12 protein-coding genes are annotated in these 15,762 nt (G+C 41.8%); 9 read left to right on the top strand and 3 right to left on the bottom strand.

From position 1 onward, the window contains the following. The first annotated feature begins 171 nt into the window (after positions 1-171). Positions 172-2,967 carry an isoleucine--tRNA ligase gene (gene ileS / locus G7Y32_RS04760; protein WP_165211369.1) on the top strand — a complete coding sequence of 932 codons (2,796 nt, stop codon included), beginning with the start codon at positions 172-174 and terminating at the stop codon, positions 2,965-2,967. Positions 2,968-3,071: 104 nt separating this feature from the next. Here ileS and G7Y32_RS04755 read toward each other — a convergent pair whose 3' ends face one another. The 3 genes from G7Y32_RS04755 to G7Y32_RS04745 all read right to left on the bottom strand — a co-directional run bounded on the left by G7Y32_RS04755 (position 3,072) and on the right by G7Y32_RS04745 (position 6,663). Beyond that, on the bottom strand, positions 3,072-3,374 hold the full coding sequence (locus G7Y32_RS04755; RefSeq protein ID WP_165211366.1) for a DUF1827 family protein: 303 nt from the start codon (positions 3,372-3,374) through the stop codon (positions 3,072-3,074). 66 nt (positions 3,375-3,440) lie between these two features. Beyond that, positions 3,441-3,893: an NUDIX hydrolase gene (locus G7Y32_RS04750; RefSeq protein ID WP_165211363.1), complete on the bottom strand. Its 453-nt coding sequence runs from the start codon at positions 3,891-3,893 to the stop codon at positions 3,441-3,443. Positions 3,894-4,374: 481 nt separating this feature from the next. Continuing rightward, complete coding sequence (locus G7Y32_RS04745; RefSeq protein ID WP_165211360.1) at positions 4,375-6,663, bottom strand: ATP-dependent Clp protease ATP-binding subunit; 2,289 nt, start codon at positions 6,661-6,663, stop codon at positions 4,375-4,377. Positions 6,664-6,882: 219 nt separating this feature from the next. Between G7Y32_RS04745 and argF the strand changes: the two genes are divergently transcribed. The 8 genes from argF (at position 6,883) to G7Y32_RS04705 (ending at position 15,280) form a co-directional block, all read left to right on the top strand. Next, positions 6,883-7,848 (top strand): ornithine carbamoyltransferase, encoded by a 966-nt coding sequence (argF, locus tag G7Y32_RS04740; protein WP_165211357.1) that lies wholly within the window; start codon positions 6,883-6,885, stop codon positions 7,846-7,848. A 253-nt stretch (positions 7,849-8,101) separates the two neighbouring features. Beyond that, on the top strand, positions 8,102-8,332 hold the full coding sequence (locus G7Y32_RS04735; RefSeq protein ID WP_004228013.1) for a DUF1797 family protein: 231 nt from the start codon (positions 8,102-8,104) through the stop codon (positions 8,330-8,332). An 896-nt stretch (positions 8,333-9,228) separates the two neighbouring features. Next, positions 9,229-10,251: an alcohol dehydrogenase AdhP gene (gene adhP, locus G7Y32_RS04730; protein WP_165211354.1), complete on the top strand. Its 1,023-nt coding sequence runs from the start codon at positions 9,229-9,231 to the stop codon at positions 10,249-10,251. 607 nt (positions 10,252-10,858) lie between these two features. Beyond that, complete coding sequence (locus tag G7Y32_RS04725; RefSeq protein WP_165211351.1) at positions 10,859-11,551, top strand: amino acid ABC transporter permease; 693 nt, start codon at positions 10,859-10,861, stop codon at positions 11,549-11,551. Then, complete coding sequence (locus G7Y32_RS04720; RefSeq protein WP_165211348.1) at positions 11,548-12,282, top strand: amino acid ABC transporter ATP-binding protein; 735 nt, start codon at positions 11,548-11,550, stop codon at positions 12,280-12,282. Before G7Y32_RS04725 ends, G7Y32_RS04720 begins: the two co-directional genes overlap by 4 nt. A gap of 189 nt (positions 12,283-12,471) precedes the next feature. Then, positions 12,472-12,954 carry a ferrous iron transport protein A gene (locus tag G7Y32_RS04715; protein ID WP_165211345.1) on the top strand — a complete coding sequence of 161 codons (483 nt, stop codon included), beginning with the start codon at positions 12,472-12,474 and terminating at the stop codon, positions 12,952-12,954. After that, positions 12,951-15,104 carry a ferrous iron transport protein B gene (feoB, locus tag G7Y32_RS04710; RefSeq protein ID WP_165211342.1) on the top strand — a complete coding sequence of 718 codons (2,154 nt, stop codon included), beginning with the start codon at positions 12,951-12,953 and terminating at the stop codon, positions 15,102-15,104. Before G7Y32_RS04715 ends, feoB begins: the two co-directional genes overlap by 4 nt. Before the next feature lie 17 nt (positions 15,105-15,121). Beyond that, entirely contained in the window at positions 15,122-15,280 is a 159-nt protein-coding gene (locus tag G7Y32_RS04705; protein ID WP_165211339.1) for a FeoB-associated Cys-rich membrane protein, read from the top strand. Positions 15,281-15,762 lie beyond the last annotated feature (482 nt).

Here is a 15,762-nt window from a genome sequence, read left to right as displayed (position 1 = left end):
TTGATATTAGGTTAGGAGGGTGACTCCCTTATAGTCGCAAGAGAGAAAAATTAGTTAAATCTAGTTTTTCTGAATTAAGGTGGTACCACGAGCCTTCGTCCTTATGCAGACGAAGGCTTTTTATATTTTTCTAAGTCATTAGAAAATCTTATCAAAATGGAAGGTGTATTTATGAAATTAAAAGAGACTTTGAATCTTGGAAAAACAGCATTTCCAATGCGGGCTGGTCTGCCCAATAAAGAACCTCAGTGGCAGGCCGACTGGGATCGGGCAGAACTGTATCGCAAGCGTCAAGAATTAAATGCTGATAAGCCGGCTTTCTTTTTGCATGATGGGCCTCCCTATGCGAATGGAAATATCCATGTTGGCCATGCTCTTAATAAGATTTCAAAGGACATTATCATCCGTTCTAAATCTATGATGGGCTATCGCGCTCCTTATAATCCTGGTTGGGATACGCATGGCCTCCCTATCGAGCAAGTTTTAGCTAAGAAGGGCGTAAAACGCAAGGAGTTAGACCGTGCAGAATATCTTAAAATGTGTCGTGATTATGCCCTTTCCCAAGTGGATAAACAGCGTGAAGATTTTAAACGTCTAGGGGTTTCAGCCGATTGGGAAAATCCTTATGTGACCTTGACGCCTGACTATGAAGCTGCTCAGATTCGTGTCTTTGGTGCCATGGCTGATAAGGGTTATATTTATCGCGGAGCCAAGCCAGTCTATTGGTCTTGGTCATCAGAATCTGCCTTAGCTGAAGCTGAAATTGAATACCATGACTTGGTTTCGACTTCTCTTTACTATGCTAATAAGGTTAAGGATGGTAAAGGAGTGCTGGACAATGATACTTATATTGTTGTCTGGACGACTACCCCATTCACCATTACGGCTTCACGTGGGCTGACTGTGGGGGCAGACTTTAGCTATGTGACTGTTCAAGTGGCTGGTCAAGACCGTAAATATGTCGTAGCCGAGGAACTTTTGGATGATTTGGCTGAGCGTTTTGGTTGGTCCGATTTCCATGTATTGGAGCGTCATACTGGTGCTGAGTTGGAAATGATTACCACCGAACACCCGTGGGACAGTGAGGTTGAAGAATTGGTCATGGTCGGTGACCATGTTACCCTTGACTCTGGTACAGGAATTGTCCATACAGCTCCTGGCTTTGGTGAAGATGACTATAATGTTGGTATCAAATATGGACTAGAAGTTTCTGTAACAGTTGACAGTCGCGGTATCATGACGCAAGAAGCTGGACCAGATTTCCAAGGTCAATTTTATGACAAAGTCCTGCCAACCGTTCTTGAGAAATTAGGGGATTTACTCCTAGCTCAAGAAGAGATCACCCACTCCTACCCATTTGACTGGCGGACTAAGAAGCCAATCATCTGGCGGGCTGTTCCCCAATGGTTTGCCTCTGTTTCCAATTTCCGCCAAGACATATTGGATGAAATTGATAAAACAGCTTTCTACCCATCATGGGGGAAGACACGTCTCTATAATATGATTCGCGACCGTGGTGATTGGGTCATCTCTCGTCAACGAGCTTGGGGTGTACCGCTTCCAATCTTCTATGCGGAAGACGGTACAGCGATTATGACCAAGGATGTGACAGACCATGTAGCTGACCTTTTTACTGAACACGGATCAGTCATTTGGTGGGAATGGGATACTAAAGATCTTCTTCCAGAGGGTTACACTCATCCAGGTTCACCAAATGGTGAATTTACCAAAGAAACGGATATTATGGATGTCTGGTTCGATTCAGGCTCATCATGGAACGGTGTCATGAATCAACGAGAAGGCCTAGGTTATCCGGCTGATCTTTATTTGGAAGGATCTGACCAGTATCGTGGTTGGTTTAACTCGTCTTTGATTACCTCTGTTGCTGTTAACGGGCACGCACCATACAAAGCTATCTTATCACAAGGTTTCGTCCTTGACGGTAAAGGTGAAAAAATGTCTAAGTCACTTGGCAATACTATCCTTCCAAGTGATGTTGAAAAGCAATTTGGTGCTGAAATCCTGCGCCTTTGGGTTGCCTCTGTTGATACAAGCAATGATGTCCGTATTTCAATGGATATCTTGAAACAAACCTCAGAAAGCTATCGTAAGATCCGCAATACGCTTCGCTTCTTGGTAGCTAACACATCTGACTTTAATAAAGCTGATGCAGTCGCTTATGAGGAACTTCGCCCGGTTGACCAATATATGATGATTAAGTTCAACCGATTGGTAGCAACTATCCTCGAAGCTTATAATAATTATGACTTTATGAGTGTCTATAAGGCTGTCAATAATTTCTTGACAGTTGACTTATCAGCTTTCTACTTAGATTTTGCTAAAGATGTTGTCTATATTGAGGCAGCGGACAGTCATGTTCGCCACCAGATGCAAACTGTCTTCTATGATATTCTCGTTAAGATTACTAAGCTTCTGACTCCTATTCTTCCTCATACATCTGAAGAAATTTGGTCTTATCTTGATCAAGAAGCTGAGGACTTTGTTCAATTAGCTGAGATGCCAGAAGCTCAAACCTTCGTAGATCAAGAGCAAGTTCTTGAAAGATGGGAAGCCTTTATGGCCCTTCGTACCCAAGCACAAAAAGCTCTGGAAGAAGCGCGCAATGACAAGTTAATTGGTAAGTCCTTAGAAGCTCATCTCATAATTTATGCAGATCAAGAAACCAGAGAGTTCTTGGATAGCCTTCAAAGTGATATCGCTCAACTTCTAATTGTCTCACAATTAACAGTGACTGACCAAGCAGCACCAGCTGATGCTGTCAGCTTTGACGGTATAGCCTTTAGTGTTGAACATGCAGCTGGAGCAGTTTGTGATCGTTGCCGCCGCACAGATGAAACCACTAAGGAACGTTCTTATGGCGTAACCATCTGTGACCACTGTGCAGAAATTGTCGAAAGCAATTTCCCAGAAGCTGTCGCCCAAGGTTTTGAAGTGAAAGCAAAATAAAAGGCCACTATAGACTATTAAAAAAGGTTTTACAATCTTACTAGGTTGTAAAGCCTTTTTATATCTAATATTTAGAGTAAAAAAGCCACTCATTTAAGTGACTTTTAGTTTGTGGTTGGAATTGAAATTTCAATCAACTTTTCTGTATGACTCGATTTGATTTGATCGGGAATAATGATATCCGGATTAATTTTGCGCTTGAAGAAAAACTCACGAATTTTCTCAATTTCTTCATCTTTGATAGCCCGATGGCGGTTAGAAATCAGGAGTTCATAGTGACCGGGTGCTTTGGAAAAAACAACATCGCTGTTGCCAGCAGAATAAACTTCAACTAATTCAGCATCAGTATTACGCAGCTGATTACGAACAAGTGACGGGTGGCTGCTCGTGGTATTGATTAGTCTCATCGAAGACCTCCTTATCGACTTTGCATAGTAACATTATAGCACGATTTTTTGAAAATAGCGGCTCGCTTATAAGGTTCTATGAGATTTTTTCCACTCTTCAATGCCCCATTTATGACTGCCTCGTTTGAGCTTGCTAATAGCTTCTTCGACTGGGAACCAAGCCAGATGGTTGAAGTCTTCTAAGGGCTTGCCAACAGTTGTATAGCCAGTAACTTCATAGATATAAGCAGGATTGTAAAAGTAGGTATCGCGGTGACTGGAATAGAAATATTCATCAGCCTGGCCATAGTACTGCCCAACCTGTGCCGTAAAGCCCAGCTCTTCAATCAATTCTCGTCCCAAGGCAGTTAGCTTGTCTTCATCAGACTCAATCTCACCGCCCGGCAGGAACCAGGCTCCATTGGGGGCTTGGACCAGGATGATTTCTGTCTGATTCTGATTGGGGATGACAGCATAGACCCCATAGCGGGCAACATAGTTTTTTCCAGCCTCTTTTTGGCCAAAAGTAGGAGTGGACATGGGAATTCCTCATCTTTAGATTTTCTGAGTTTATTATAACATAAGAGAGTCAGATGCTTGCTCATATTTGCCGAAAAACTTGTTAAAAGGAGTCCTTATAAGAGATGCAGAACTGCTCTCTTATTCTCAAGATAAGGATGTTCAATAACTGCTGTGGCAACCATTTAATACTACATAAATAGAATGAATAATAAATAAAAAGGAATGGGATCAATCCAAAAATTGAAAATTTTGGATTGTATTCCCACCCCGCAAGTTGACTAGGTTTTCCGTTTTGGCACAAGGCCAAAACGGAAAAATCAGTTACAGTGGTTCATTGCTGCTAAAGTACCTCAGAAACTGGGTAAGACTAGGTTGGCATGGCCAACAAGTCTTACTCTCACCACTGCACCTAGACAATAAAAATAAGGCTGAGAACTTTTGTCTCAGCCTCACCCTATACAGTTGGCTGTTTTTTGCCCAGCCCTCTAAGGTATTTTACTTAGTCTGTAGAAGAACTTTCTTCCTTACTGGCGATGTTTGCCTCAGCTTTTTTAGCAGCCTTAATGCTAATCTTACCATTTGAGGCCATGACAGCTTTAAAGTTCTTTTCACTTGGATTTTCCAAATAAAAGTCAGTGATCGCATCTTCAATATACTCTTGAATCGTTCGACGCAAAGGCCTTGCTCCCATCTTAGGATCATAACCCAGATCAACTAATTTTTCTTTAACTTTATCCGTTACATCAAGGTGGAGATCATTGCTGGACAGACGCTGATTGACATCGTCTAGCATCAGGTCAACGATATGAAGCAGATTTTCCTTACTCAAGGCCTTGAATTCAATAATACCATCAAAACGGTTCATGAATTCTGGACTGAAGAAGTTACTGAGTTCGCCAAGGACAGAGTTGGTCCGACCTTCACGGGCCGCTCCAAAACCAACAGAAGCTTCTGCTTTACCAGTACCAGCATTAGAGGTCATGATAATAATGGTATCCTTGAAGCTAACAGTCCGGCCTTGACCATCTGTCAGACGACCATCATCCAAGACTTGCAGGAACATGTGCATAACATCAGGATGAGCCTTTTCAACTTCATCTAGGAGGATGAGGGAGTAAGGATTGCGACGAACCTTTTCGGTTAATTGCCCAGCTTCTTCATAGCCAACATATCCTGGAGGGGCACCGACCAATTTGGACACAGCGTGTTTTTCCATGTATTCCGACATATCAAAGCGAATCATGCTGTCGGCTGAACCGAAGAGCTCAATAGCCAATTGTTTAGACAGTTCTGTCTTACCAACACCGGTAGGTCCGACAAAGAGGAAGCTACCGATTGGCCGATTGGGAGCACCCAAACCAACACGATTTCGACGGATGGCCTTAGCAATCTTATCAACAGCATCGTCTTGACCGATAACGTGAGCCTTGAGGTCACTAGCTAGATTAACCAGTTGAGACTGCTCTTTTTCTTTGAGATTACCTACTGGAATATTGGTTTTTTCTTCAACAATGGCTTCAATATGTTTTTCGGTGATGACAGGAATATCTTGCTCATCCAGCTGTTGGGACTGCATTTCCTTATATTTAGCGATTTGATCGCGGAAGTAAGCTGCTTTTTCAAAATCTTCTTCACGAGTGGCTTGGGCCTTGAGATTCTCAGCTTCCACCAACCTTTTGTCAATTTCTTTAGGATCAACAAAATTAAGAGTCAAGTTCATCTTTGAGCCAGCTTCATCCAAAAGATCGATAGCTTTATCCGGCAAGAAACGGTCTTGGATATAACGGTTAGAGAGGACGGCAGCAGCTTCAATAGCGTCATCGGTGTATTTAACATGGTGATAGTCTTGATATTTTGGCTGAATACCACGCAAAATAGTGATAGTTTCTTCCACAGAAGGCTCATCTACCTTGACAGGCTGCATTCGTCGTTCCAGAGCGGCATCTTTTTCGATGATACGATATTCATTGAGGGTAGTTGCTCCAACCAGTTGCAGATCACCGCGAGCTAGGGCTGGCTTTAAGATATTACCAGCATCCATGCTGCCATCTGTTGTACCACCAGCACCTACGATTTCATGGATTTCGTCAATGAAAAGAATAACATCTTGCCGCTGGCGAATTTCTTCCATTAGCTTTTGCATGCGCTCTTCAAATTGACCTCGGATACCAGTTCCTTGAACCAAGCTGACCACATCCAAGCGGATAACCTGCTTGCTCTGCAATTTTTGTGGCACATTACCATCAACGATCTTTTGCGCTAGGCCTTCAACAACAGCGGTTTTACCAACACCAGGTTCACCAATTAGGACAGGATTATTCTTGGTCCGCCGGTTGAGGATTTCAATGACGCGGACAATTTCCTGATCGCGGCCGATGACAGGATCGATATCGCCACGACGGGCCATATCAGTAATATTGATACCAAACTCCTCCAAGATACCTTCGGGTTGCTGAGGCTGAGCCTGAGAACGACGTCCCCTATTAGCTCCACCATTATTGCCTCCACGGTTACCACCATCGCGTCCTGCCTGTGTTTGTGGGGAATTAGGCAAGTCTGGGTTAAAAGCCCTGAAGTTGTTTAAATCGCCAAAGAAATCATCAAAGAAAGAATCCATGGATTGATTCTGTGGATTTTGGCTAGTTAAATTACTGTTGAGAATATTTTCTGGATCAGCTTTCATAATTCGGTAGCAGTTTTGACAGAGATCAATCTGCTTTTGCTGACCATTAACGTTTGCATAGAGATGTATGCTCGCATCGTTGAGCTTACAATTTTGACATAACATAGTAAACCTCCGATCTTGACCTATAGTCAATATTGGTCAAAGTCTATGCTGTTATTATAACATTCAAACTATAGAAAGCAAGCAAAAAGATTGAATTTTAGCAGACAAATCTCAAGAGTGCTAAAAACAAAAGCTAAATGAATAAAATACAGATATTCCTTGACAAATAGCTGAATTATTGTAAAATTATTGTATAAAAATACAAGAAAGAGAAAATATATGGCTAAATCATTTTTAAAAGAGATAGATTTTACTAAAGAAGAGCTGCTGGAACTGATTGAATCAGCTGCTAAATTTAAGAAGCTTAAGAAACAAAAGCAGGTTCACAGATACTTGGAAGGACTCAACATCGCCCTAATCTTTGAGAAAACGTCAACCCGGACACGTTCCGCCTTCACAGTAGCCGGTCAAGATTTAGGAATGAATGTAACCTATTTAGGAGCAGGTGAAACCCAGTTAGGCAAGAAAGAGTCGGTGACTGATACGGCCAAGGTCTTGGGCTCCATGTTTGACGGTATCGAATATCGGGGCTTTAAACAGGATGATGTCGAAACCTTGGCTAAATATTCTGGCGTACCTGTTTGGAATGGCTTGACTGATACCTGGCATCCAACCCAGATGATTGCAGACTTTCTAACCCTTAAGGAGCATTTTGGAAGCTTGGAAGGTCTGAGTATCGCTTATATCGGAGATGGCCGCAACAATATGGCTAATTCTCTCCTAGTCACCTCTGCCATCCTTGGTGTTAACTGCACCATTATTGCTCCTGAGAGTCTGCAGCCGGATCAAGCGATTGTCGATCTGGCCAAACAGCACAATACTGGAGCCAAACTGCTGATAACTGACGATCCAGCAGCTGTTAAGGGTGTAGATATGATTTACACTGATGTTTGGGTTTCTATGGGAGAAGATATAGATTTTAAGGATAGAATCGATTTGCTTCTGCCCTACCAAGTTAATCAGAAACTCCTAGATATGACGCAAAATCCAGAAACCATCGTCATGCACTGCCTACCTGCCTTTCATGATCTCAATACAAGCATTGGTCAGGAAGTCTACGATAAATATGGTTACAGCGAGTTAGAAATCACCGACCAGATTTTTCAAAAATTTAGCCCAATCATTTTCCAAGAGGCTGAGAACCGCCTGCATGCCATCAAGGCCATTATCTACCAATCTTATTAATAGGAAAGAATTGATCCTTAAAACCTTGTGTATGGTTCTGCTTTACAGAGAATAAGTGAATTTCAGTTTAATATAAAGGATAATACTGGCAAAACAGGGCAAATTTGGCTATTTTAGGGTTTCCACCTATCCCATTCTCCTAGTTTATGGTAAAATGAAATTGATTAAAAGATTAATGGAGCAAGGAGCAAAAGTAGTAGCTGGAGATATTTAGATTTCCAAGCTCCTTGTATCTTAGCTAAGGAGAATTTACATGGAATCACATTTGGTGAGAATCATTGATCGTCTCAATTTGATGACGACAGATGGGAGTAATCTGAAACGAAATTTTGAACGTGACGGTGTTGTTGTTGCGGAAGTTTCTTTTGCGAACGATCCTGAAAATGGTCCTGTTTTCACGTTGCGTGATGTCAAGGCACGTGAGACTTACACCTTCGATAGCATTGACCTAATCGCTATGGAAATCTATGACCTGCTTTATTAAGATAATCATAGAAAAATCGGGCTTTTTAGTCCGATTTTTTTATGGCTTCCAGCCAGTTTTTCTCAGAGAGAAAAACAAGAAAACCACCAGCTAGGCTGGTGGCAGATAAGGCTTTTAGTTTCCATTTATTTTTAGTCCGAGAGTGGGGCTCAATCAGTAAATTGTGATAATATCGCGATTTTGATTTTCCCCGTTCTCTATTTTAGGGCTCAGATCTCTGCCACATTCTTGTTTTTAGGTGGCAGGCTTTGGCAGTCTATCCCCAGACTACCAAAGTCCACTGGAGTATTTCAATCCCACCTAGGTACAGTTGATCTTGGTTTTCTCAAACAGTCTCCCAGACTGTTTGACCTATCACTTGCACAGTACTTAAACCAGTTACAGAAAGCCAATCAGCAGTGGTTCATTGGTGCTAAAGCACCTCATGAACTTGAACTGTGCAGAGATGAGACTTCTTGGCGTATCCAACAAGTCCTACTCCCAACAACTGCATCGATCTGGTAAATCTAGAACAATGTTAACGAGTCTGGACTTTTGCCCCAGACGCAAATAAACCGCCTATTTAAAGGAGAATCATAATTAGATGTTCATCAAGAAATAATAACAGGCAAATTTAAGTGGTTATCCTTATCTAAAACTATTGTGGACTTGGAGGTATCTTAGCTAATGGTAGATTTGAAGTTTTAGCAATGGCTGTTTTGTATGATTAATGATACAAGAAAAACCAATCTTTACGAGAAATTTTAGTACCTAGATCTCTTGTTTTAGATGAAATTTGGAGCAGTATGATTCTGTTCCTCTGCTGATTTACAGAAAATACTTGACAGTATTGTGAAATAATGTACAATATTCCTGTAATCGATTACAAAAAATAATTATATATAGGAGGAAGTGATATGAAAGCAGTTGTTGTAAACCAAGCATCAAATGGTGTTGAGGTAGTGGATCATGCTTTACCGACGGTTGAATATGGAGAGGCACTTGTGAAAGTTGAGTACTGTGGTGTTTGTCATACCGACTTGCATGTTGCTCATGGAGATTTTGGTCAAGTGCCTGGACGTATTCTTGGTCACGAAGGTATTGGTATCGTCCAAGAAATTGGCGAAGGTGTTGAATCGTTAAGAGTCGGTGATCGTGTCTCTATTGCATGGTTCTTCGAAGGATGCGGCCATTGTGAATACTGTACAACAGGTCGCGAAACCCTCTGTCGTTCTGTTAAAAATGCTGGCTATAACGTGGATGGCGGTATGAGTGAATATGCAGTTGTTACTGCTGACTACGCTGTCAAAGTGCCTGAAGCTTTAGATCCTGCTCAAGCCTCATCGATTACCTGTGCAGGTGTAACTACTTACAAAGCTATTAAAGAAGCAGGAGCAGCTCCTGGTAAATGGATTTGTATCTTTGGGGCTGGTGGTCTTGGCAACTTAGCGGTTCAATATGCTAAAAAAGTTTTCAATGCGCAAGTTGTCGCTGTAGATATCAACCAAGATAAGCTCAATCTGGCTAAAGAATCTGGCGCAGATATTATTGTCAATGGCAAAGAAGTTGACGATGTTGCTGCCTATATTCAAGAGAAAACAGGTGGTTGTCACGGGGTAGTGGTAACCGCAGTTTCAAAAGTTGCCTTTAACCAAGCTATTGATAGTGTCCGTGCGGGCGGTACAGTAGTGGCTGTTGGCCTTCCATCAGAATATATGGAACTTTCTATTGTAAAAACTGTTCTTGATGGCATTCGTGTTGTTGGTTCGCTCGTAGGAACACGAAAAGATTTGGAAGAAGCCTTTGATTTTGGTGCGCAAGGATTGGTTGTACCGATTGTTGAAACAGTTGATGTGGATACAGCACCTGATGTCTTTGATGAAATGGAAGCAGGCAAAATTCAGGGTCGCAAGGTTCTTGATTTCACTAAATTAGCTTAAGCATTAACCAGACTGCCTAGTAATTTGTGGTAATCCACGATTAATACTGGTGAGCAGCACTTACCCATTCCGTATCACTGAAAAACGCTCTAGGTATTTATCCTTAAAGTTGGACTAAACTATAATCTAACAGTGAGGATACAGTCCATAGTGGAGCGTTTTTTTTTACGATTGTCAAAGAATATTAAAAGGTTTCTTGTTGTAGATGCAACGACAAGAAATGGAAATATAGCCATGCATAGGAAAACACGGCTGCTGACAAAGAGGGAGAAAATGAAGAAAGAATCGCAGATCCAATAAAGGCAGAGGGACACTTTGTCTTCTAAATCCATCTAAGTTAACAATAAAATACTACAAAGGCAATTGATGATTTTCTTTGCGCCAGCTCAGAAAAATTCCCAATGGCTTTTTATTTACCTTCTAGTTATTTTTTCCAGAAAAATATGCAGGAATTTTGAGGAATTTCGAAAATTATAAAATAACATTGTATTATTATACATTTTATGGTAGAATGATTTACAAATTTATTGATGAGGCGTCTTCTTTTAAGTCAGTTGCCCGTCATTAGGAAACAGCCGATTGGCTATTTAAAAATAGGAGTAAATCTGTGCATTTCGATTTTTCTTTTTTACCCAAGTATTGGGGTTATTTTAACTATGGTGTTCTTGTCACCATTATGATTTCTATCTGTGTGGTTTTCTTTGGGACCATTCTTGGTGTACTGGTAGCTCTTGCTAAGCGTTCGTCTATCAAAGTTTTGAACTGGTTGGTGAGCTTTTATGTCTGGGTCTTTCGCGGGACTCCTATGGTGGTGCAAATCATGATTGCCTTCTTGTGGATGGACTTTAAAAACGCACCTTCTATTGGATTTGGAACAGTCGAACTAGACTTTTCACGCCTAATTCCAGGTATCATTATCCTCTCGCTTAACAGCGGGGCTTATATCTCTGAAATTGTTCGGGCAGGGATTGAAGCCGTGCCTAAGGGACAAACTGAAGCTGCCTATTCTTTGGGAATTAAGCCTGGAAAGGCTATGCGCTATGTGGTCTTACCACAGGCCTTTAAAAATATCCTGCCGGCCTTGGGTAATGAATTTATCACCATCATTAAGGATAGTTCGCTCTTGCAAACCATTGGAATTATGGAATTGTGGAATGGTGCCCAAACTGTTTTGGCAACGACTTACGTTCCTTTGGAGCCCCTCTTGTTTGCAGCCTTCTACTACCTCATGCTGACAACCATCTTAACGGCTGGTCAGAAGTGGCTTGAAAATCGTCTCGGGAAAGGACAAAAAGCATGACAGATACCTTGATTAGCATTAAAAATCTGCATAAGTATTTTGGACAAAATGAAGTTCTTAATGGGATTGATTTAGATATTAAAAGAGGCGAAGTTGTCGCTATTATTGGTCCGTCAGGATCTGGTAAATCAACCTTTCTTAGGACCATGAATCTGTTAGAAGTTCCTACCAAAGGGACTGTCAGTTTTGAAGGTGTTGATATCACTGACAAGAAAAACGATGTTTTCAAAATGCGCGAAAAAATGGGGATGGTTTTCCAGCAGTTTAACCTCTTCCCAAATATGAATGTACTGGAAAATATCATCTTGGCGCCAACTAAAATCAAGGGTCAATCCAAAAATCAGGCTGAAAAGAAAGCCTATGAGCTATTGGAGAAAGTCGGACTCAAGGACAAGGCTAAGGCTAATCCGACTTCACTTTCGGGTGGTCAGCAGCAGCGGATTGCTATTGCCCGTGGTTTAGCTATGGATCCAGATGTTCTTCTCTTTGACGAACCCACTTCTGCCTTAGACCCTGAAATGGTCGGAGAAGTTTTGGCGGTTATTCAAGATTTGGCCATGTCTGGTATGACCATGGTCATCGTCACTCATGAAATGGGGTTTGCCCGTGAGGTCGCTGATCGTGTTATTTTCATGGACGGCGGTATCATTGTCGAAGAGGGCAGTCCTCAAGAAGTATTTGAAAATACTAAGGAAGAGCGGACTAAGGACTTCCTCGGGAAGGTCTTATAAGCAGCCTAGAGATTAGAGTGATCTAGTTTTTGGTCTAGTTTGGATAATAATCGGAAAAAGGAGCGAAAGATTATAATTTTTCGCTCCTTTTTGAAATGATTCCAATCTTCTTTAAACGCCTATCTAATGGGCTTTTCTATGGTATAATAGTAACAGTAAAATTTTTTCTTGTCAGCAAAGGAGGTCCTGATGATTTTACAAGAGGCAGACTTAAATAAGTCCTATCAAGTTGTCAGTATTAATCTGCCAGAAGATAGCCTGCGTCACCTCTCTAATCTGGGCCTCAGGGTAGATACGACCTTAAAAGTCCTGTCTAAGACCAAGTCCAGTGCCATTATCCTCTTAAAAGCTAATCGTTTGGCTTTTGACACATCAATATTAGCTAATATTGATGTAGCTGATTTAGCTGAGGAGGAAGAAATTCTCCCCTTATCGGAATTGAAAGTCGGTCAGTCTGCGTATGTTGAAAATATATATGCTCTCAATGAGGCCAAGCGCCGCTTAATGGATATGGGCTTGACCAAACATACTAAGATTTATTTGCGTAAAGTAGCACCGCTTGGGGATCCTATCGAAATCAGTCTGCGAGGTTACGAATTGACCTTGCGGAAATCAGAAGCTCAAATGGTTAGTGTTATTAGAATCAAGGATGAGGAAGGAGACAGGGAATGACAGAAATTGCTCTTATTGGGAATCCCAATAGTGGTAAAACCAGCCTGTTTAATCTGCTGACGGGAACCAACCAGCAAGTGGGGAATTGGCCTGGTGTTACCGTTGAGAGAAAAAGCGGTCAGGTTAAAAAATTATCAAGTGTAACTGTTCAGGATTTGCCAGGCATCTATTCGCTTTCTCCTTATAGCCCAGAAGAAAAGATTGCCCGCGATTATCTCCTTAGCAACCATTCGGATGCTATTTTAAATGTGGTTGATACAACTAATTTGGAACGAAATCTCTATCTGACGACCCAATTGATTGAGACAGGCATTCCAGTTACCCTTGCTCTCAATATGAGTGATGTGCTCAAGAGTCAAGGGAAGGCTATTAATGCTGAAAAACTATCCTATCAATTAGGCTTACCAGTCATCGCAACCAGTGCCCTGAAGAATACTGGTGTTGACAAGGCCATTAAAAAAGCCAGTCAGACTACCAAGGCTAGTGTGGAGACCATCCAGTATCCAGCCTATGATGATAAATTTGAGGCAGCTTTGGCCCAAATTATTCAAGTGCTTGGTCAAACAGTACCTCAGAGGTCCAGCCGCTTTTATGCCATCAAACTCTTTGAGAGGGATCAACTGGTTCAGGCAGAAGTCAACCTCTCCCCTTTCCAAAAGAAAGAGATTGATGACATTATCAAGATTACTGAAGAAGTCTTTACCGAAGATTCAGAAACGATTGTTGTTAACCAGCGTTACGCTTTTATTGAACGTGTCTGTCAGATGGCTCAGAGTCAGGATGACGACTTTAAGATGACTCTTTCTGACCGTATTGATAAGATTGTGACCAATCGGATTTTAGCCTTGCCGATTTTTGCTATGGCTATGTTCATGGTTTATTACCTCTCTATTCAGACGGTGGGCACCTTTGGAACAGATTGGGTCAATGATGTCCTCTTCGGTAGCTATATTCCTGATTTAGTCACCAACATTTTACAGGATTTACGGGTGGCCGACTGGCTCCAGTCCTTAATTGTGGATGGGATTGTTGCTGGGATTGGGACTGTACTGGGGTTTTTGCCCCAAATTTTTGTTCTTTTTGTCTGTCTAGGCATTCTGGAAGACATTGGGTATATGAGTCGGATTGCTTTCGTCATGGATCGAATTTTCCGACGTTTTGGTTTGTCAGGAAAGTCCTTCATTCCGATGCTGATTTCAACAGGTTGTGGTGTACCGGGAATTATGGCCAGCCGAACTATTGAAAATGAGCGGGATCGTCGTATTACTATTATGACAGCAACCTTTATGCCTTGCTCAGCTAAACTGTCCATAATTGCCCTGATTGCAGGAGCTTTCTTTCCCAACAGCCCTTGGGTTGCTCCAAGTACCTATTTTATGGGGATGCTGGCTATCATTTTTTCAGGGATCGCCCTTAAGAAAACCTCCTTCTTGGGTGGTTATACCAGTCCCTTTATTATGGAATTGCCTAGCTATCACCTGCCTAAGACTAGAGCCGTGTTGCGTTATGCCTTGGGGAAGGCTATGAGCTTTGTCAAACGAGCTGGGACTATCATCTTTAGCTTGACTGTCCTGATTTGGTTTATGTCTTCCTATAATTTTGCTTTCCAAGCGGTTGAAACTGACCAAAGTATCTTGGCCAGTCTCGGTCGTCTCTTAGCTTGGATTTTCACACCGCTGGGATTTGGAAACTGGAAAGCGACAGTTGCAGCCATTACTGGTCTAGCAGCCAAGGAAACAGTGGTAGCGACCTTTGGGATTCTCTACCACAATCCAGATGCGACCGAGACCAGTCATGCTCTTTGGTCCAGCCTTCAAGGAGATTATACAGCTCTAGCTGCCTATTCCTTCCTGACCTTTAATCTCCTCTGTGCTCCATGCTTTGCGGCCATCGGAGCTATTCGCCGGGAAATGGGCAACCTCAGATGGACCTTGCTGGCCATTGGTTTCCAAACTGGTCTAGCCTATTTAGTCAGTCTAGTTATCTATCAATTAGGTTTGGTCTTGCTTTATGGTAGGACTTTCACTGTTTGGACAGGTCTAGCTCTATTGATTGTTGGGGGCATGGTTTATTTTATCTTGAGGAAACCGAGTCAGGTCAAGGAAAAAGTCATTACCTTGGAAAATCTTCCTTTAGCAGATAAACTATAAATGTGGAGGTTTAATTTATGTCAACCTTTATTATTGCAAGCTTGATTGCCCTAGCTGTTCTAGCTGGTCTGCGTCATTATATTAAACAAAAAGGATCCTGTGGCGACTGCGATTGTGCCTGTCCTATTAAAGATGAAATGCATAAGGTTAAAAAAATCAACCAGAAGATTTCTTAATCAGAAGGGTCCTAGCAGGGTTAGCCTATCAACACGAACGAGGATAGACAGCCATGATGATTTAGCTCTCACCTATGAAGTATTGTAACCTCTGAAGAGTTACAAAAGATTGGTAAATCTTCATAAAATGGCGATTGCGATTTTCCTAGCTCTCCCATTTTAAGGTTCTAACTTCTACTGTTCTCTTGTTTTACGGCAGCAAGTTTTGACAGCTTATCTCCAGACTGCCAAACGCTCCTTAAGCCAATAAGTCCATGAGGTTGGGCAAGACATCCATGATGGCTCCGCCCTCACCCACAGAATAATGAAAACGGACACACAGCCCTCACTAGGTGTATAATCTTAGTGAGGGCTTTGTGGTTGACGAGTTAATGATTCTAGTAATCGAGGGCAAAACTGATCCACTCTACTGACGAGCACCCCAAAATATGCGATAAGCATGAGTATAAAAATACGACTAAAATTCGGTAGATAAGCTCTCT

It is taken from the genome of Streptococcus tangpeifui (assembly GCF_011038795.1).
Classification (GTDB): Bacteria; Bacillota; Bacilli; order Lactobacillales; family Streptococcaceae; genus Streptococcus; species Streptococcus tangpeifui.
This window is presented reverse-complemented; position numbering and strand designations above follow the sequence as displayed.

Coding starts and splice junctions, on each gene's coding strand:
- argF (WP_165211357.1), top strand. CDS start 6,883: ATGGCTAAATCATTTTTAAAAGAGATAGATTTTACTAAAGAAGAGCTG.
- G7Y32_RS04715 (WP_165211345.1), top strand. CDS start 12,472: ATGATTTTACAAGAGGCAGACTTAAATAAGTCCTATCAAGTTGTCAGT.
- G7Y32_RS04705 (WP_165211339.1), top strand. CDS start 15,122: ATGTCAACCTTTATTATTGCAAGCTTGATTGCCCTAGCTGTTCTAGCT.
- adhP (WP_165211354.1), top strand. CDS start 9,229: ATGAAAGCAGTTGTTGTAAACCAAGCATCAAATGGTGTTGAGGTAGTG.
- G7Y32_RS04750 (WP_165211363.1), bottom strand. CDS start 3,893: ATGTCCACTCCTACTTTTGGCCAAAAAGAGGCTGGAAAAAACTATGTT.
- G7Y32_RS04755 (WP_165211366.1), bottom strand. CDS start 3,374: ATGAGACTAATCAATACCACGAGCAGCCACCCGTCACTTGTTCGTAAT.
- ileS (WP_165211369.1), top strand. CDS start 172: ATGAAATTAAAAGAGACTTTGAATCTTGGAAAAACAGCATTTCCAATG.
- G7Y32_RS04745 (WP_165211360.1), bottom strand. CDS start 6,663: ATGTTATGTCAAAATTGTAAGCTCAACGATGCGAGCATACATCTCTAT.
- G7Y32_RS04720 (WP_165211348.1), top strand. CDS start 11,548: ATGACAGATACCTTGATTAGCATTAAAAATCTGCATAAGTATTTTGGA.
- G7Y32_RS04735 (WP_004228013.1), top strand. CDS start 8,102: ATGGAATCACATTTGGTGAGAATCATTGATCGTCTCAATTTGATGACG.
- feoB (WP_165211342.1), top strand. CDS start 12,951: ATGACAGAAATTGCTCTTATTGGGAATCCCAATAGTGGTAAAACCAGC.